The 18,294-nt window shown below is 40.7% G+C and carries 15 protein-coding genes; 3 read left to right on the top strand and 12 right to left on the bottom strand.

Annotated elements, in window-relative coordinates; genetic code table 11:
- Nucleotides 1-21: 21 nt before the first annotated feature.
- The 3 genes from BVC88_RS09340 to purH form a co-directional block, all read right to left on the bottom strand.
- Nucleotides 22-1,002: a M28 family peptidase gene (locus tag BVC88_RS09340; protein ID WP_075350415.1), complete on the bottom strand. Its 981-nt coding sequence runs from the start codon at nt 1,000-1,002 to the stop codon at nt 22-24.
- The gene (gene cysS, locus BVC88_RS09335; protein WP_075350414.1) at nt 992-2,482 is read right to left on the bottom strand and encodes a cysteine--tRNA ligase; all 1,491 of its coding nucleotides are present in this window, start codon (nt 2,480-2,482) and stop codon (nt 992-994) included. Before cysS ends, BVC88_RS09340 begins: the two co-directional genes overlap by 11 nt.
- A 216-nt stretch (nt 2,483-2,698) precedes the next feature.
- A complete protein-coding gene (gene purH / locus BVC88_RS09330) occupies nt 2,699-4,225 on the bottom strand; it encodes a bifunctional phosphoribosylaminoimidazolecarboxamide formyltransferase/IMP cyclohydrolase (protein WP_075350413.1) in 1,527 nt (508 codons plus the stop codon).
- A gap of 333 nt (nt 4,226-4,558) precedes the next feature.
- Here purH and BVC88_RS09325 point away from each other — a divergent pair, with 333 nt between their 5' ends.
- Nucleotides 4,559-5,317: a sulfite exporter TauE/SafE family protein gene (locus BVC88_RS09325; RefSeq protein WP_075350412.1), complete on the top strand. Its 759-nt coding sequence runs from the start codon at nt 4,559-4,561 to the stop codon at nt 5,315-5,317.
- A gap of 381 nt (nt 5,318-5,698) precedes the next feature.
- Nucleotides 5,699-6,085 carry a cupin domain-containing protein gene (locus tag BVC88_RS09320; protein ID WP_075350411.1) on the top strand — a complete coding sequence of 129 codons (387 nt, stop codon included), beginning with the start codon at nt 5,699-5,701 and terminating at the stop codon, nt 6,083-6,085.
- A gap of 129 nt (nt 6,086-6,214) precedes the next feature.
- On the opposite strand, the gene purN is transcribed toward BVC88_RS09320, so the two are convergent.
- From purN to BVC88_RS09285, 7 genes are all read right to left on the bottom strand, one after another.
- Entirely contained in the window at nt 6,215-6,772 is a 558-nt protein-coding gene (gene purN / locus BVC88_RS09315; protein WP_075350410.1) for a phosphoribosylglycinamide formyltransferase, read from the bottom strand.
- A 329-nt stretch (nt 6,773-7,101) separates the two neighbouring features.
- Complete coding sequence (locus BVC88_RS09310) at nt 7,102-7,992, bottom strand: glycoside hydrolase family 17 protein (protein ID WP_075350409.1); 891 nt, start codon at nt 7,990-7,992, stop codon at nt 7,102-7,104.
- An 86-nt stretch (nt 7,993-8,078) separates the two neighbouring features.
- Nucleotides 8,079-9,500, bottom strand: coding sequence for a glycoside hydrolase family 30 protein (locus BVC88_RS09305; protein WP_089153070.1), 1,422 nt, complete (start codon nt 9,498-9,500; stop codon nt 8,079-8,081).
- Nucleotides 9,501-9,590: 90 nt separating this feature from the next.
- The gene (locus BVC88_RS09300; protein ID WP_075350407.1) at nt 9,591-10,763 is read right to left on the bottom strand and encodes a glycosyl hydrolase family 17 protein; all 1,173 of its coding nucleotides are present in this window, start codon (nt 10,761-10,763) and stop codon (nt 9,591-9,593) included.
- A 496-nt stretch (nt 10,764-11,259) separates the two neighbouring features.
- On the bottom strand, nt 11,260-12,501 hold the full coding sequence (locus BVC88_RS09295) for a glutamate-5-semialdehyde dehydrogenase (protein WP_075350406.1): 1,242 nt from the start codon (nt 12,499-12,501) through the stop codon (nt 11,260-11,262).
- Nucleotides 12,494-13,576: a glutamate 5-kinase gene (proB, locus tag BVC88_RS09290; protein ID WP_075350405.1), complete on the bottom strand. Its 1,083-nt coding sequence runs from the start codon at nt 13,574-13,576 to the stop codon at nt 12,494-12,496. The genes BVC88_RS09295 and proB overlap by 8 nt, the downstream gene beginning before the upstream one ends.
- 198 nt (nt 13,577-13,774) lie before the next feature.
- Entirely contained in the window at nt 13,775-14,632 is an 858-nt protein-coding gene (locus BVC88_RS09285) for a geranylgeranylglycerol-phosphate geranylgeranyltransferase (RefSeq protein WP_075350404.1), read from the bottom strand.
- A 154-nt stretch (nt 14,633-14,786) separates the two neighbouring features.
- Between BVC88_RS09285 and BVC88_RS09280 the strand changes: the two genes are divergently transcribed.
- On the top strand, nt 14,787-16,157 hold the full coding sequence (locus BVC88_RS09280) for a Gfo/Idh/MocA family protein (RefSeq protein WP_075350403.1): 1,371 nt from the start codon (nt 14,787-14,789) through the stop codon (nt 16,155-16,157).
- Between the two features lie 91 nt (nt 16,158-16,248).
- Here BVC88_RS09280 and BVC88_RS09275 read toward each other — a convergent pair whose 3' ends face one another.
- Together BVC88_RS09275 and BVC88_RS09270 are read right to left on the bottom strand one after the other, a co-directional pair.
- Nucleotides 16,249-17,202, bottom strand: coding sequence for a carbon-nitrogen hydrolase family protein (locus BVC88_RS09275; RefSeq protein WP_075350402.1), 954 nt, complete (start codon nt 17,200-17,202; stop codon nt 16,249-16,251).
- Between the two features lie 143 nt (nt 17,203-17,345).
- The gene (locus BVC88_RS09270) at nt 17,346-18,206 is read right to left on the bottom strand and encodes an ROK family protein (RefSeq protein ID WP_075350401.1); all 861 of its coding nucleotides are present in this window, start codon (nt 18,204-18,206) and stop codon (nt 17,346-17,348) included.
- Between the last annotated feature and the right edge of the window lie 88 nt (nt 18,207-18,294).

Raw genomic sequence — 18,294 nt, 5'->3', positions numbered from 1 at the left:
CAATAAACGTTGAAAATTCTATTATTCCTGATAAATAGTAAATAAAACAGTTTCTCCCACCGCTTGCAAGGTTCGTCTGTCAATTACCTCCATATTATCCCCATGTGTATGGTGATAATGACCAAATCCATAATCCGGGGAAAACTCAATAATATCAATCATAGGGATGCCTGCATTTGCATTCACGAAAACGTGATCATCCAAAATATCCGGAGAATCTCTGTTGACAAAAAAATCTCCTTGGCCTATTTGTGCAGCATTATCCCAAACCTTTTTTAGAATGCCCGAAGCATATTGCCGGGAGTAACCTTCCCTAAAGAAACGAGCTCCTTTAGCACCCACCAAGTCGACCAAAATTCCATAATAAGCAGAATAATTTGGTACATGCTTGTTTTTGGACCAATACTGTGATCCCAAACACCACCAGATTTGGGAATTGTCTCGAGTCGAAGCTTGCTCAGGCTCCCCATCATCTTCCCCATCAAAAAGAATAATATCAATACCTACATCCGGCTTCAAGCCCTGAGACGCGATCGTTCGTGCGATTTCAAGTAATACACCGACACCAGAAGCGCCATCATTTGCGCCATCGATAGGTTCATCTATTCGTTCGGTGTCTTTATCAGCAATTCTTCTACTGTCCCAATGGGCCGCCAAGAGCACACGCTTGGTGGCTTGAGGTTTATAAGAAGCAATGATATTACTGAGATCCCAAGTCAAACCATCATATGTTTTAGCTTCGAAATCCTGTGTTTGGACGCTAAAACTGTATTCTTCAAATTTTTGGATAAGCCAATCTTTTGTAGCAGCATGAGCTGGAGTTTCAGGAACTCTTGGTCCAAAGTCCACTTGTTTTTGGATAAAGGCATAAGCAGAATCCGGATTGAATTTCGGATAGGGTTTGGCAATTGGTGTATCAATTACCGACTCAGCTTTTTTCTCAGGCGAGCTACAAGCTATTACCAAAAGCAAAAGTCCAAGGATCCAAATTCTATTCTTCATATGCCCAGTCAATTTTATCTTTCATGTCTTTGACTACAAAACCCAAATCCTTTAATCCAGCTCTGATCTCGTCTACTTTTGCATAATCTCGTGCAGTTTTAGCCTCGTGATAAAGCTTTAGCATCAAGTTTATCATGCCATTTTGCGAATCGGATTTTTCCTCAGTCAGTCCTAAAATATCTTCAACAAACTGGATATAGGTCCCTACTAACTTGTCGAAAACCTCCTTTCCGAAAACTCCGGCAGAAAGCTGTCCAGTATAGATTGAATTTATTTTCTTTAGTAAATTAAATAAATGTCCAATCGCCTGAGCAGTGTTGAAATCATCATCCATGGCGCGAAAAGCTGCGGCAATGCTGTTTTCTACTTGCTTCACTTGCTCTTCATCTATCGCTGCATCCGCTTCATCAAAAAAGAGCATTTTAGCGATTCGAAGTCCATTGATCAGTTTTTTATAACCTTTTTGCGCAGCTTGAAGTGCATCATTGGAAAAATCCAAGGTGGAGCGATAGTGGGCTGTCAAGATAAAATAACGAATCGTCATCGGGTTATAGGCCTGCTCCAATAATTTATGGTTTCCGGTAAAGAGCTCCTGCAAGGTGATAAAGTTACCGAGCGATTTACCCATCTTCTGACCATTGATGGTGATCATATTATTGTGCATCCAATAGTTCGCGGGATCTTTATGATTGCAGGCATTACCCTGAGCGATCTCACATTCATGATGTGGAAACATCAAGTCCATTCCACCACCGTGAATATCGAATTGAGTTCCGAGGTATTTTGAACTCATAGCGGTACACTCCAAGTGCCAACCTGGAAAACCTACTCCCCAAGGGGAATTCCATTTCATCAGATGCTCGGGGGCCGCATTCTTCCAGAGGGCAAAATCCACAGAATTGCGCTTTTCGCTTTGACCGTCAAGATCACGACTTCCGCTCATCAACTCATCGATTACTCTACCTGAAAGTCTTCCATATGGTGTGATCTCGTTGTACTTCAGCGTGTCGAAATACACCGAACCGTTTACCTCATATGCCAAACCTTCCTTCAGAATTGATTCTACCAATTCGATTTGCTCGGGGATGTGTCCCGTCGCACGAGGTTCAATATTGGGTTTCCAGGTATTCAATAAAGCCATATCCCGATGATAGGAGTCTGTGTATTGCTGTGCAATCTCCATCGGTTCCAATTGCTCAAGCTTTGCTTTTTTGGCAATCTTATCCTCTCCTTCATCAGCATCTCCCTGCAAGTGACCTACATCGGTGATATTTCGGACATATCGAACTTTGTATCCCAAGTAAGTCAGGTAGCGGTTGACAGTGTCAAAAGTGATGGCAGGTCTCGCATGACCAAGGTGAGCATCTCCATAGACAGTTGGTCCGCAGACATATAGACCTACAAATGGGGGTTTGATAGCTTTAAAATCTTCTTTCGATCTGGAAAGAGTGTTGTATAGTTTGAGTTGATGTGATTTCATAGGATGTATGAAGTACGAAATACAGAAAACCAAGTACGGATTCTATCCGAATTTGATTCGCACTGCAAAATAGGGGATTCGAGTGGGTAAATGAAAGGTGAGTTTGGAAGAGCGGTGATTTTTGAAAGAAACCACTATTTATTAAATGAAAAAAAGCCTTTGAGATAAAGAAAATCTCAAAGGCCTTACTTCTGAAAACCTATGGTTTGTCAAAGATTAATGTTTGAAATGACGAACACCCGTCATTACCATTGCCATGCCATGCGCATCACAATAATCAATGCTATCCTGATCTTTGATCGATCCGCCTGGCTGAACTACCGCTGTGATTCCTGCTTCACCGGCAATTTCCACACAATCAGGGAAAGGGAAGAAGGCATCCGATGCCATTACTGCTCCATTCAAATCAAAGCCAAAAGCCTTAGCTTTTTCGATTGCCTGACGAAGTGCATCCACTCTCGAAGTTTGACCTACTCCGCTTGAGAATAGCTGATTGGAATTGGAAAGTATGATGGTATTGGATTTAGTGTGTTTACAGATTTTTGCTGCGAAAACTAAAGCGTCTTGCTCTTCTTCAGTTGGCGCCTTTTTGGTTGCAACGGTGAAATCTGCTTTGGTTTCTGTTACCAAATCTTTGTCTTGCTCGATTACACCATTTAAAAGTGTTTTCATCATTTTGGTACCAGGAAGATCCATTTTCTGAACCAAAAGGATTCTGTTTTTCTTTTTCATCAAAACCTCCAAGGCCTCATCCGTAAATGCAGGAGCAATCAATACTTCGAAGAACAGGGAATGCATTTCTTCTGCAGCGTCCTTATCGACAGTTTGGTTGGTCACCAATACTCCTCCAAAAGCGGAAGTGGTATCTGCTGCGAAAGCTTTTTGATAGGCTTCTTTTACAGTTGGAGCCAAAGCCACTCCACAAGCATTGGTATGTTTCAAGATTGCAAAAGCAGTTTCTCCTTTGAATTCTGCGATCAGATTAACGGCAGCATCCACATCGACCAAGTTGTTGTAAGAAAGTTCTTTGCCATTCAACTGATCAAAAAGTGCTTCCATGTCACCATAGAAATGCGCTGACTGATGCGGGTTTTCTCCATATCTCAACGCTTTGGCTTTTGTCTCTGAAACTTTCAAGGCCGGGATATTTTCAGTTTGGTTGAAGTAATTGAAAATATGAGTGTCGTAATGTGAAGAAACCTGGAATGCCTGGGCTGCAAAATACCGACGGTCTTCCAATGTAGTTTGTCCATCTTGAGCAGTCAGTTTTGCTTCCAATTCAGTGTATTGATCTTTGGAGGCTATGATAGTTACATCTTTGAAATTCTTTGCTGCAGCCCGGATCAATGAAATTCCTCCGATGTCAATTTTCTCAATGATATCAGCTTCAGAGGCTCCTGATGCGACTGTTTCTTCAAAAGGGTATAAATCAACGATTACCAAATCAATAGCTGGAATTTCAAATTCAGCTGCCTGAGCTAGATCTCCTTCATTTTCTCTTCGGTATAGAATACCTCCGAAAACTTTTGGATGCAGGGTTTTCACCCGGCCTCCAAAAATAGATGGATAGCTGGTCAAGTCTTCGACACGGATTACTTCTGCGCCTTGCTCCTCAATGAATTTCTGTGTGCCTCCGGTGGAATATATTTTCACTCCGTGCTTCTTTAGAAGGGCGATGATGGGTTCAAGATTGTCCTTATAAAAGACTGAAATTAGGGCTGATTCTATTTTTTTGAGCGCCATTTGGGAATGGTTTGGTTTGAAAACTTAGGAAAGCGCAAAGGTAGGAAAAAACCTTGGAAGGGAACTCTGAATCCTGAATTGAAGTGAGGAATTCAAGAAATGAATAATTTTTTTAAACGCTGAAGTTTCGGCAGAATAAATACAATGATTAATTCTTTTTTTAGACTTCTTAATTTCTAAAAATGCACTCAACTATTGCTGTCAATCAATAAATTTTATAATTGATTGCTCTTACATCTTCTGAGTCAGCGTTGGTAGATCAATAAAAAATAGTCAAATTCAAGTCTAAAATTCCCTACTTGAAAAGCCTGTCATCCAGCTACAAATAATTGAATGATTACTATAGAATATTTACCATTTATCTTTTTCATCATCGCTTTGTTCTATAGTTCGGTTGGCTTCGGAGGAGGCTCCAGCTATCTGGCAATTATGAGTTTATTTCTGACTAATTTTTATGAAATACGCTCTACAGCATTGGTTTTGAATATTTGTGTGGTCTCAATTGGAACCATCATTTTTGTGAGGAACAAAGTGTTTGACTTCAAGCTCTTTTGGCCATTTCTGGTTTCAAGTATTCCATTGGCTTATTTCGGCGCTCAGTTAAGGCTTTCTCAGGAAGTATTCTTCTTGATTTTGGGAGCTTCATTGATCCTTTCCGGGGTAGCAATGATGGTTAGATACATTCAGGCAAAACTTGAATCTCAGGAATTTGGTTTGGTCAAAAAGCTGAGTTTGGGAGGAGGTGTTGGGTTTCTGGCGGGAGTTTCAGGTATTGGAGGAGGGATTTTTCTAAGTCCTACTTTGAATCTCCTGAATTGGGCAAATCCTCGAACTGTAGCTTCATTAGCCTCGGTTTTTATCCTTGTCAACTCGATTTCAGGGTTGATAGGATTGACGGTTGCCGGTACTTTCGAAGTTGATGTGAATCTGATTTGGAAATTGGTGCTCGCAGTGGTCTTAGGAGGAGGTATTGGTTCCTACTATTCTAGCAAGAAATTTAACCTTAGATTTTTGGGCGGGCTTACCGCTATTCTGGTGATTTATGTTGGATTGAGGTTAGTCCTAATGCATGGATTTGGGATTAATATTTAGACTGGAGAATTTTTTGGGCACAACATTCCACCTATTTGTCCTAAAAGTTAACCCCATTTCAATTATCACTAGTTTATTTCTCTGCTATCGAAATCATTTGTAGTTCGATTTTTCGAGTAGTAATTGATAAAGCGGATTGTTTGAAAAACAATCTCTTTTACTATCATGACCTATTTCAATTAATCCTTTTCTCTAAATATTGTCTTTGTTGATTTGGAAGCTATCATGCATTTTGTCGTAAAAGCTATTAATAAAGCGCTATCTTATAAATACTTACAAAAAAGGTTAGATTTCTTATAAACGATTTCCAAAATAACGGTAACAAAAAAAGCAAGTCTAACTTTAGGATGATCTTATCCGAATCACTTAAATCACACAATTATGAAAATTGCAAAAGACGACATTGAAGTTAAAATGGAGATTCCAGGAGCAGTTATCCGACAGAAGACTAATTTTGGCGACGCCACTGGATTAGGTAAGATTAGTGGAGAGTATTTTAGCCTTTCCTCAGGTGTGGACACAACGCCCTTATTTATGGGACTTGAGGGGGATCAATGTCAGTGCCCTCATTGGGGTTTTCTTTTGAGTGGTCATCTTACTACTACTGATGCAGCAGGCACTAAAGAGGATGTGTATTCAAATGAGCTGTTTTACTGGCCTCCCGGGCATAATGTAAAAGTTAATAAGGATTCCGAGATAGTAATGTTTAGTCCGCAGCATGAACACACCCAAGTGATCAATCATATGATTGAAAAGACTAAAGGATAAAACTAATAAGTTTCTCAAAAAACATTCAAATTACTCTCCTACCAGACTTTTTTGAGTGTTTTTTTGTGTTTACGAAGAACCAAAAATCTTTTTTATTGAAAGAAATCCGGCTTTTTAATAATGGGGTTTTCAAAGCAAGCTCTCGATCACTTCCGGAAAATAGCGATGCTCGAGTGCATGAACTTTGCTTGCAATATCTTCTGGACTGTCTGATTCTTCTACAGAAGTAGCTGCTTGAAAAATGATTTTTCCTTCGTCGTAGTGTTCATTGACAAGATGAATTGTAACTCCTGTTTCGGTGTCTCCGGCTGCCTTAACAGCTTCATGCACATGAGCTCCGTACATTCCCTTTCCTCCGTATTTTGGAAGTAAAGCAGGATGAATATTAACCATTTGGTCTGGAAATGCCCGAATAAGTTCTGCTGGAATCTTTAAAAGGAAGCCTGCTAAGATTACCCAATCGATCTTTTCAGCCTGGAGTTTTTTGAGTAAAAAGCCCTCTTCAAGCTCTTTTTTGGAGAAAGTAAACGTCGGGACCTCAAATTTCTTCGCTCGCTCTAAAACAAATGCATCTGCTTTATTGGAAGCCACTAAAGCGATTTTGGCTTTCTCAGAGTTTTTGAAATACTCCATGATTTTTTCGGCATTACTTCCACTTCCGGAGGCAAGGATGGCTAGACTTTTCAATTTAGGCGGATTTAATTTGGAGTTTAAAATTAAACCATTCTAAAGGCTAGATCAAAAAAACGTTGAGGATTTACGAGATTTTCAGGAGTTCAATAGATTGTTTTCTGATTTTAAGAGTTTTGAGCTTTAGAACCAATTTCTGGGATATTGAAGCTTATGAAAAATAGACTTTCTGGCTTTCTTTCTAAAAATAAATTAATGAAGTCCCAATTCATCTTAGGCAAATTAAAGCCTAGGCACAAAGTTTTCCCCAAAAGCAATCTAGTGGTTGAAGACTTTCTTTATACCTAGGTTTTTTTGATGCTACGTTTATTAGCTACTCTAGAGATCTAGTATTTTAATTGTTCATTCTTATCCCAAACTCCCCAGAAAGCACCAACATCCCCTTCGTTGCCTACTTTCCAAGATTCGTCGAAGGAAGAGAAATAAAACAACTCTATGCCATCCTCTATGGACCATTGCTGGGCATTGATGAAATATTTGATGGCATTTTCAGTTGAGGGTTCTGCGCCACGTAAATTCGATCCTTGGTCTGGCCAGCCTGTTTCCGTGATGATCACTCGCTTTCCTTTGCCCGCCTCAGTAGCGATTCTGAACATTTCTTTCATGTAGAGTAGGGAGTGCTCAAGTGGACAACCTTCCCAAAAAGGATAGCAATTGGCTAGAATTAAATCGCATGCATCAGCGACAGCTGGATGATCATGAAATTCATAATAGGCGTCTACATAACCTACTGGCACATCCTTTTGGATTTTACTTTTTACTTCATGAATGTATTCAAGAAGCTCAGCCTCGGTAAGATCTCCCCGGTAGAGTACTTCATTGCCTACAGCAGCGATATCAACTAGTCCTTGATTCACTAATTCAATCAAATTAGTTACTTCTTTCCGGTTGGTCTCTGGATCATCCCCTAGCCAAGCACCGACCATAGTCTTGATACCTAGTTCTCTTGCGACTTTTGGGATGAGCTCATTGCCTTCAGTGGTAGAAAAGGACCGGATCCATTTGGTATGTGGCTTCAATACCTCCAATCTTTTTCGGATTTGTTCTTCGGTAAGTTGATCACCTGGTTTTTGGCCTTCCAAATAGGGGCTAGCGCAAAAACCATGGACACCGCTGGTCAATTGTTGTTTTAAAATTTCTTTTAAATCTGCTAACGGCTTTTCTGTTAAGTCTGAGGAAGCGAGAGAAAGAAATCGCTCTTGTCTAAATGATGGCATGAAATAGTTATTAATTATGGGGCTTAAATTACAATTCGACTCGGCTTGCTACAAGCCATTTATTCATCTTTTTTAAAGACTGTGAATTAGTAGTTTGTTCGGATCAAAATGGTTTGAATAGCTTGGGGACTTATGGAAATCATTTGTTTTTCTTCTCCAAGCTTCAATTCAAATACTTTTTTTTCCATGTCTTGGTTTAAAATAACCACTGCAATGGATTGGTCAGGGTTTTTTGCTGCGGTAACCAATAAGGTGTCGTCTTGTTTTTCTACCCCAATTACTTTGGCTCCAGGTCTGATGTATTTGCTGAAATGGACTAAGGTGTAATAAATCGGGGTATAATAGACTTCATCTAAAGCGGGGTCTACGATTACTGGTGCGACACACCAGTTTTTAAACCAATTTGGTCCGCCTTGTCGATCCAGTACTATATTCCAATCAATCCAGCCATCCACCCAATTATTCAAGCATCCAATCATATCCCGGGCATAGCGGTAGGTCGGGACATATTTTGGGTGTAAAAATTTTTGATCCTCAGGAGCCCAGTCCCAGCCCCAATCGGTAGCCTCTTTGCTCCAATACCAAGCATCATCTTTCCACTTTGGAACTTCTGCATCCACGCAGGCTTCGGTTTGGATCAGGTATTTATCAGGAGCGATAGCATGCGCATAGTTCAAGGCTTCCGGGAATACCTCATAAGTGCTTTCATACCAGTGAATGGCCGTTCCGGCAAAGTATTTTGAGGATTCCTTGGTGGCAAACATGACGTCGACCCAATCTTTGAGACCAGCTCTATTTTGATCATAACCGAAAATTTTTACCGCTTGATGACCATTGTTCTCGAGGGTTGGTCCTAGATGTTGCTGCACAAATTCGGTCATCTCTTCAGGTGAATAATGCATGCTCTCCCAATTATTTCCGTTGCCATGGGGTTCGTTTTCAACAGTTATTCCCCAGATCGGAATACCCTCAGCTTGGTAAGAGGCTAAGTATTTTAAGAAAAACAAAGCCCAAGTGGGATAGTATTCCTTTAGCAATTTACCACCAATCCAGTCTTGGTTATCCTTCATCCAAGGGGGAGCTGTCCAAGGCGACGAAATAAGTTTAAATCCATCGCTGGAAATAGTCATGGCGTCCTTAATCAATGGGATAAGTATTTCTCGATCTTTGTCGATCGAAAAATTTTCCAAATGAATATCTCCCGGCACTGGAGCATAGGAATATTGACTCAAGGAAAAATCACAGGAATTAATATGTGTTCGAGTCAAGGAATACTTGGCTCCGGAATCACCAAAATACGCCTCAATGATTTCTCTTCGTTTTTCTGGACTTAATTGACTTAAGACATAAGCAGAGGATTCAGTAAATGATCCCCCAAAACCTGTGATTGTCTGAAAATCCTTGGAAGGATGGATCTCTATCAAAGAAGTTTCACCACTAAGGTCAAAATCTTGTAGTTTTTGGAGCTTGTTTCCATCAGCGGAAGTTTCAATTATTTCAGTCTTCAAGGGAGATGGTTTTTTAAGTGCTACAGGTTTACTAATTGAAATTAAAGAAAGAATGGAAAGTTGATTCCAAACTAGTTCACATTAGTTGGCTCATTTCAAATGATGATTTAAGGGAGGAATCATCGCTTTTTCAAGGACTAATTTCTCATTTCCATCAAGAGATTTGGTAATTGGGCGACCATCACGAGTCAATCCATCAAAGATTCCCTGGTCTACTTTTTCCCAAAGGGCGTACTTGGCTTTTCCGTCAACAGTGATTAATCCAAAGTGATTTTCTGATCCAATCGGATTTCCAGCATCCTTCCAAGGCTCGTCGAAGGCTTCAAAATAAAAACAAGAAATTCCATTTTCATTGGACCAATTTCGCATGGATTCATAGTAGAGCTTTTCTTTATACTCATCACAAGCTTTGGCTCCATTCGGACCGTAAAACCCATCTGAAGTCGTAGCCCATCCGGTCTCTCCAATATGAACCGGCTTTCCTGACGCGATACGCTGCACATAAGCTTTGACTTGCTCATATTGATCTGTGGCAAAGCTAACTGCGCGCTTCATGGATAAGGACAGTATTTTTTCTTTAGGTAATTTCTTTTCCTCAGTAGTAACGCCCCAAAAGAAAGGATTATAATGGGTGTTGTGCATCGGGTAAGTGTGCATCGATACAAAATCAACTGCTTGAATGAGTTGCTCTAGTTCCGGCACATGATACATCGGGTCCCCGCCTCCCCAGGAAGAGAAATCATCCGATGAGGTAATCCAAAGGTCTTTTGGAAGCTCATTTTTGGCTTTGAGTTTCTGGAGTTGCAAAACCCACTTGAGGATAACTCCGGGCTGCACATAGTAGGACTCAGCCCACTTCACCATTGCTTCGTTTCCGACGGCGATTACCTTGATTATTGATGGGTATTCCTTTGCAAGGGCGATTGCTCGGTTGATCTCGCCTTCATTTTGCTCACTCTCTTGGTGATGATCTGGAGTTAATTCCGTCCAAGCATGCTTACAATCAATCCAAGCACCTAGCATCACATACATTTCAAAACCAGGTAACTCCTTTTTCAATTCTGAAATCGCCTTGACCACGTTGGGCGCATGGGGAAGTTGTACGTTGTAGGTTCTCACGATCCGAATGCCCATGGCATAAAGAATTTTCAAATCCTCCTTAAGCTGAGCAAGGGTAGGTTGGTTGTTTCTTGTGGTGTCTCGATAGCCTCCAAAAGAAATGGCGAGGTAATCAGGATTCCCTAAGATGTCTTTAGCGGTCATGGTTTGATAGTTGGTTTGATGGCAGGACTTGCAATTATATTATATAATTTTCTTTTTCTTTTAGTTTTTCCTCCTTGCCTTCCAGCAATAATTCGAGGTATGGTCAATAGCCATTAAGTAAATCTGCCTGTCGGAAAACTCAAAATAGCCTTTGTCTTCAATTATAATTTTATGGGGTTTTTCTGAGATAAGTCAATTTCTCAAGCATTTCCTAAGCTTCGCTACTCAGGGTTTAACGTCTTGACTATTGTGTAATGTAGTTGACCACATCCTATATATCTGAACCTGATAAATGAAAAAAACTCAGGAATGTGAAAGGTCAAATCGTACTCACAATTATCTCGACGAAATATCGATGTTCGAGATTAACTGCAATATCTTCTCAACTCTCTGATTTTTCTACGGAAGTTGCCTTTTGAAAAATGATTTTTCCTTTATCGTAGTTTTCGTTTACCAGTTGTATTAAAATTACTCAATGTTATTCGTCTCCAACTCCCTACGTTCTCACTTGACCATTTCCACGAACGATCCATTTGTAGCTGGTCAGTTCCTTGAGTCCCATTGGACCACGCGCATGGAGTTTTTGAGTGCTGATTCCTATTTCGGCTCCCAATCCAAACTGATTCCCATCCGTGAAGGCTGTGGAGGTATTGATATAGACTGCAGCAGCATCTACCTCTAAAAGGAAACGATCCATAGCGTCCTGATTTTCGGTAACGATGGCTTCTGAATGCTGCGAAGAATAGTGGGAAATATGATCCAAGGCTTCATCTAAGTTTGCAACTGTTTTGATCGCCAGTTTTAGACTGAGAAACTCTGTCCCAAAATGCTTTTCTGTCGCTTTATGGACCAGTGGGTTGGTTTTTAAAGCCCCAAAAGCCAATTCATCTGCAAAAATCTCGACTTCTTTTTCCAATAGAGGAGCAACTAATTTATTTAGATTATTCAAGTGAGTCTCGTGAATAATCAGACAATCCAGAGAATTGCAGACGCTTGGCCTCCTCGTTTTTGAATTCAGAATTATAGCTTTTGCTTTCTCCAAATCTGCGCTTTCATCCACATAAGTGTGGACGATTCCAGCACCAGTTTCTATTACCGGGACTTTCGCATTTTCCCGTACGAAATTGATCAGTCCCTGCGAACCCCGGGGAATGATTATGTCTACGAAACCAACCGCCTCAAGCAAAGCTTTAGTAGCGGACCGATCAGCGGGAAGCAGTTGAAAAGCTTGAGTAGGGATTTCATGCTTTTCCAAAACTTCATGAATCAAACTCAAAATGGCTCGATTGGAGGCATCAGCATCTGAGCCCCCTTTCAAGACTAATCCGTTTCCGGATTTGATTGCGATGGCAAATACGTCAAAAGTCACATTGGGGCGGGATTCATAGATGATTCCAATTACCCCCAAGGGAACGGAAACTTTTTGTAAGGAAAGCCCATTTTCTAAAATCTTTTGCTCCAAAACATGATGGAGTGGAGAAAGTAAATTACTAACCTGAATCAATTCAGAGGATATATTTTTGATGCGCTCCGCTGAAAGTAAAAGCCGATCGTACATTGGGTTTTGTGAATCCATTCGGGCTAAATCTTTTTGATTTTCGGAGAGCAAAAAATCACTTTTGGCGATAGCCAAATCCGCCAAATCACTTAAGGCCGCATTTACTTTGGAGTCAGAGAGCCCAATCAGCTTTCGGCTGGCTTTTTTTACATCTTCAAAAATTCTCTGATACTCATTCATGATCGAAAAGATAGAGGTAATCGTAATGAATTAGTGCTTTTTGATTTTTTTGTCCTAATCGCTCTTGGGCGAGTTTTGAATTGTATTCTGCTCGACCCAAACCGATTTTCCGCCCTTTTTCATCTTTAATCAGTAAAATGTCACCTTTGGAAAATTCACCTTCCAAACTTGAAATCCCAATTGGAAGTAGACTTCGAATGACTTCTGAAGTAAGTGAAGCTTTCGCTCCTGCATTGACAGTCAGTTCACCTTTGTAATAGGAAGCCCCGTGAGCCAGCCATTTTTTGGTGCTATGAGTCGATTTTTTGGCTTCGAATTGCGTGCATTTGATTTTTCCTTCGGCAAATTCCTGTAAGATATTATCCCGTTTGCCATTGGCGATGAAAACTTGAATCCCCAAATCTGCTGATTTTTTAGCCATGGCATATTTGGTCAGCATGCCACCTCTACCAAAGGAGGATTTCGATGCGGAGATATAGTTGGAGATTTCCGGCATGGAGGAAGAGACTTTTTCGATCAATTTCGATCCTGGTTCGGCAGGGTTTCCGGTATAAATCCCGTCCACATTGGTAAGCAAGATCAGTGTATCTGCATCGATCATGGCTGCAGTCAAACCGGCCAGTTCATCGTTGTCGGTAAACATCAATTCGGTAATCGTCACTGTATCATTTTCGTTGATGATCGGGAGGATCCCCTGAGCTAACAAAGCCTGAATACAATTTTTCATATTCAGAAAATGCTTTCGATCCCGAAAATCTTCCTTGGTGACCAAAATCTGAGCGATTTGGACTCCTTGCTTTTCGAAGCGTTGTTGGTACTCGTGGATTAGGCGGATTTGACCTGTAGAGGCCCAAATTTGTTTTTTGAAAACGGGGTTTAATTTTTCCGGAAGTGGAATCGCCTGTCTTCCAAAAGCTACCGCACCGGAACTTACAAGGACTACTTTCTTTCCCTGACTCATCAGATTTTGAATCTGCAAGACCAGTTTCTCCATTCGAATGAGGTCGGGAAGTCCGTCTTCCTGTGTTAGGACATTCGAGCCGATTTTGATGACAATGACTTTGCTTTCGAGCATTCTTTAGAAAATTTGCATCAAAATACTGGTTTTATTGCGAAATGTGTCTACAAATTGGAGATTACGATTTTCCGGATTCTCGAATAGATTGGGTTTTGTTTGAATTTGTTTTTATCAGCGAAGCGGAAAAGTTTAATTTCTGATATCAGCGGTAGAGAATCTTTTAGATCTCAAAAATCTCATATCGTAAATCTGAAATCAAAGAAATCCCATACTCATTGTCCCAACGAGCATTAGAATTTTAGCAAAAAGGCTTAGCTGAGTAAAATGATCTTTTCGATCCGCTTGGTAGATCTTGTACATGAAATACAGGAAAAATATACCCAAACCTCCAAAATAGTAAAAAAGGTGAGGTTTGTTGATTTCAAAAGTGATAATGATGATCGCTGAAACAAAACAGATCGCTACTAGAAATATAACATCTTTGGTTTTACGAAAGCCAATCACAATCGGTAAAGTCCGACAACCGTGTTTCCGATCTCCAGGGCGATCCTCGATGTCTTTGATAATCTCACGGATCAGGTTAAGGAAAAAAGCGAAAATAGCATAGGTCAATACGAGTAGTTCTGATTTTTGGTAATAAAAAGCTACCAAATAAATTGCTAAGCCTGTCAAAAATGCAACAGTAAGGTTACCTATGAAGGGTTCCCGCTTCAATCGGTTGCTATATAGCCAGAGTAGAAATGCTGCAACAAAATTAATCAATCCTATCCGGGGAGCCACCGCAAAACCTATCCCTATTCCAATGAAATTCAGAATGGTATGAAGAAATATCACCATTCGACGTTTTATTCCTTTCCCAACTATCACTTCATGGGGGCGATTGACATAGTCGATTTTGACATCGTAGTAGTCATTGATCATATAACCTGCTGCGGTGATAATGATCGTTGAAAACACGAGTAGATATAGTTTGAAATCCTGAAAAACAGGTAAGCCTTGGTTGTTCGTCTCTATTAAAAAATAAGCGGCCATAAGCTGCGCAAAGCCTACCATCAACAAATTGATAGGCCTGCTAATTCGAAAAAGTCCCCGAAAAGAGATTATGCGTTCCATGCTTATTTTCAGAAACTCAAAAATAGCTCAAATGATTTGTAAAGCTGATTTTTTATCTGTTTAACAATCAGAAAAATCGATTCCGTAATCCCTGATATAAAAAAAAATAGAATTGCTTATCTTACTTCTTTCCAACCCAATAACCTTAAAATTCATGGATAAGAATCAAATTAATTCCAGGCGCGATTTCATCGCAAAATCCGGATCTCTTCTTGCGGGATCATTTATGGTACATCCGATCGCTGAAGCGCTTACTTTTTGGGATAAACCGGATCAGAAAATGAGACTTGCTTTGATTGGAACAGGAGTGAGAGGTTGCTCTATGTTTGGGCGCGATGTGATGCGGGTCTATAAAGATCAAGTAGAATTTGTAGGATTGAGTGATAAAAATGAAGGAAGACTTCGCTATGGAAAAGAATACATAGGTGCTGATTGTCCGTTGTTTGCTGATGCTGATGAAATGCTTGCCAAAACCAAACCAGATGTGCTGATTGTGACTACAATGGATTCCACACATCACGAGTTTATCATCAAAGGTTTAAATTCAGGCATCAATGTGATTTCTGAAAAACCAATGACCACTGACGAATTCAAATGTCAGGCAATTTTGGATGCAGAGCGAAAGTCTGGAAAGCGGTTGATCGTGACATTCAATTACCGCTATTCACCCCATCGCCAAAAACTATACGAATTACTACGGGCAGGAGAAATAGGTGATTTAACTTCTGTGGATTTTCATTGGTATCTGGATACTTCTCATGGTGCTGATTACTTCCGAAGATGGCATGGCTACAAGGAAAAAGGAGGGACGCTTTTAGTCCACAAATCCACCCACCATTTCGACTTGTTGAATTGGTGGATTGATTCGGATCCCGAAGAGGTTTTCGCCTACGGTAAATTGGAGTTTTATGGGAAAAATGGGCCTTTCCGTGGTACTACCTGTAGAGGATGTGTGCATGCTGACAAATGTGATTTTCACTGGGATATTACCAGAAGTGAGCATCTGATGAAGCTCTATGTGGAAAATGAGAAATACGATGGATACCATCGGGATGGCTGTGTCTTCCGTGAGGACATCAATATCTATGATAAGATGGCCGTACAGATTAAATACAAAAATGACGTCCAGGTCAGTTATTCTCTGACGACTTACTCTCCATATGAGGGTTATCGAATTGCTTTCAATGGAACAAAAGGAAGACTCGAGGCCTGGATCAAAGAGCGTCAGCCTTGGGATGAAAAAGCTGAGGATGAAATCCACTTAACCAAGAATTTTGGGGAAAGAGAAACAATCATTATTCCTCATGGAGGAGGTGGACATGGAGGAGGAGATACTCGATTGAAAGATAAGCTTTTCAAGGATCCAACGATGGCAGATCCTTGGCGTCAATCCGCCGGAAGCCGAGATGGTGCCATGTCAATCTTGGTGGGTATCGCAGCTCGAAATAGTATTGAGACCGGAAAACCGATCAAAGTTCAGGACCTGACTGACATTCCGCTATTGGCTAGTGGGAGAGGGGGATAAAATGAGAAGTGTTAATTCAGAAGTCTGAAATCATAGGTTGCAAAAGCTGTTTCCTTTCAATTTTTTGATTTCAGACTTCTGCTTTTTGATTTCAAGAGTCATACTTAACTGATCTTTGTCTTTCCCGATTGACAGTTAATTGTAAGACATCCGGCCTTGAGTAGTGGCCAACTGCATCAAAGTTTTGACGCTCCTCGAGGACCCTGTTAAAGTCTAATGTTTCAATCAAAAGTCCTTCATGATCAGCCACGGGTTCCAAAATCCATTTCCCATCCGGTCCAGCAATACAGCTACCACCATTGGCTAAGACATCCGGGCAGTTTTTTAAAATCACATCCAGATGAGGTGTATCGGCTGGGAAGTCACTTTTTCGCATTAAACTTGAAACTGAGATTGAAAATGATCTGCCTTCTTGGGCAATCATGCGCGTGATGTTTTCAGTATTCCGAACAGCTCCCGGCCATACTGCAACATGGAGGTTTTCTCCAAGACCGTAGAGCGCAGTTCGCGCAAGTGGCATCCAGTTTTCCCAACAGTTCAATCCACCTACTGTAAATTCTTTGAGGGAATGAACCTGAAGTCCATATCCGTCTCCCTGAGCCCAAGTCAGGCGCTCATCATAGGTGGGCTGAAGTTTACGATGTACGGATTTTACTTCACCGGTATTGTCTATGTAGACGAGCGAACAATAAATGCTATGGCCGCCCCGGTCGATTGGTCGCTCAATTATCCCAAGATAAATGGCAATCTGATTTGCCTTTGCCAGTTCACAAATTCGCTTCAAATCACCGGATTCGACGCTGATGGCATTCCGCAGGTAGTGGGCATGGATTTCTTTTTGAATTCTATTGTCCCAATCTGATGCAGAGGTGATCGAAAGCCACCAAGGATAGCCCGGCACAAGTCCTTCTCCAAAAATGATTAATTCACAACCTTTAGAAGCCGCTTCTTCGATTGATGATGCTACTTTTTCGAGGGTTTTGACTTTATTCAGCCAAACTGGAGCAATTTGAGCAAGGGCGACTTTGAGGAGATAATTGGGCATTTTGAAAGATCTTATTGCATGGGAAAAGTAGGGTAAAATACATTCTTGTTCAAAATTAAGTTGGAATTCTTAAAATCAGAATAGCAAAAAAAAGCGGATCTGATGAGATCCGCATTTTCAGAAAACTAAACCAACTTGATAAACTAATTAATGATTGTTTCGGGCTCCAATTCTACCAACGCCACAGCACCGTGGATTGCGGTCTCATCTAATTCGGAAAGTAAGATTTCTAATCGGTCCAAAACTGTGGCATAGCCAAAAGTCGAGAGCGTTTGATTAAGTGATTTTTTGAATAATGGATAGGTTTTTCTGATGGATCCTCCCAATACTATAGCTTCAGGAGCCAATGCGTACAATATATGTTTTATTAATTCTCCCAAATGGTGCCCATATTCATCAAATGCCCTAAGAGCTCTCTCATCTCCAGCTAGAGCTAACTTTGCCAGAGCCTTTGGTCTGGATTGGTAATATTTTGCAAAAAACTTTCCGCTGCAATAGTGCTCAAAGTCATAGTCGAGGTAAGGTGCACTGCACCATTCGCCAGCCGCAGAATTCACTCCGCTATACACATGTCCATTGATCACAATTCCACCGCCAACCCCTGTGCCCAGCGTAATTCCCACCAAATTTTTGAATTTTTTACCTACGCCAAATTTGTGTACCCCTAAAGCGAAACAGTTTGCATCATTGTTGATGAAAATGGGTTTTTGATAGCGATTGGATAGGAATTTTTTTAGTTCTACATGCTGGAAAGCAGGAATGTTTGAAAGTCCTAAAACAATCCCCTCTTCTACATTCACTAAGCCAGGAATTCCGATTCCGATTCCTAAGATCTCATAGGCTGAATAAGAATCAATAAACTGTGCAATAGTCTCTAAAATATATTCCTTGCTTTCTTGAGCCGGAGTAGAAATAGACCGGATATCATGTAGATGTCCATTGACCAATACACCGCCTTTGATGCCAGTGCCTCCGATGTCTAATCCTAAAATGGCCTTTTCCATTTATTACAATTTTGGGTTAATAGGTTAATCTAAAAATCAGAGAGTCGTCTACTTTTAGGGACAACCCTCTGATTGAAATGGTTAAAAT

This window comes from Algoriphagus marinus (assembly GCF_001936475.1).
Taxonomy (GTDB): Bacteria; Bacteroidota; Bacteroidia; order Cytophagales; family Cyclobacteriaceae; genus Algoriphagus; species Algoriphagus marinus.
Note: the sequence above shows the minus strand (reverse complement) of the source record. Positions and strands in the feature narration are given on the sequence as shown.

Excerpts from the sequence above, each read along its gene's own strand:
- BVC88_RS09300 (WP_075350407.1), bottom strand. The coding sequence starts at position 10,763 with ATGACCGCTAAAGACATCTTAGGGAATCCTGATTACCTCGCCATTTCT.
- BVC88_RS09340 (WP_075350415.1), bottom strand. The coding sequence starts at position 1,002 with ATGAAGAATAGAATTTGGATCCTTGGACTTTTGCTTTTGGTAATAGCT.
- BVC88_RS09275 (WP_075350402.1), bottom strand. The coding sequence starts at position 17,202 with ATGCCCAATTATCTCCTCAAAGTCGCCCTTGCTCAAATTGCTCCAGTT.
- BVC88_RS09280 (WP_075350403.1), top strand. The coding sequence starts at position 14,787 with ATGGATAAGAATCAAATTAATTCCAGGCGCGATTTCATCGCAAAATCC.
- BVC88_RS09285 (WP_075350404.1), bottom strand. The coding sequence starts at position 14,632 with ATGGAACGCATAATCTCTTTTCGGGGACTTTTTCGAATTAGCAGGCCT.
- BVC88_RS09310 (WP_075350409.1), bottom strand. The coding sequence starts at position 7,992 with ATGCCATCATTTAGACAAGAGCGATTTCTTTCTCTCGCTTCCTCAGAC.
- cysS (WP_075350414.1), bottom strand. The coding sequence starts at position 2,482 with ATGAAATCACATCAACTCAAACTATACAACACTCTTTCCAGATCGAAA.
- BVC88_RS09295 (WP_075350406.1), bottom strand. The coding sequence starts at position 12,501 with ATGAATGAGTATCAGAGAATTTTTGAAGATGTAAAAAAAGCCAGCCGA.
- proB (WP_075350405.1), bottom strand. The coding sequence starts at position 13,576 with ATGCTCGAAAGCAAAGTCATTGTCATCAAAATCGGCTCGAATGTCCTA.
- BVC88_RS09270 (WP_075350401.1), bottom strand. The coding sequence starts at position 18,206 with ATGGAAAAGGCCATTTTAGGATTAGACATCGGAGGCACTGGCATCAAA.
- BVC88_RS09320 (WP_075350411.1), top strand. The coding sequence starts at position 5,699 with ATGAAAATTGCAAAAGACGACATTGAAGTTAAAATGGAGATTCCAGGA.
- purH (WP_075350413.1), bottom strand. The coding sequence starts at position 4,225 with ATGGCGCTCAAAAAAATAGAATCAGCCCTAATTTCAGTCTTTTATAAG.
- BVC88_RS09325 (WP_075350412.1), top strand. The coding sequence starts at position 4,559 with ATGATTACTATAGAATATTTACCATTTATCTTTTTCATCATCGCTTTG.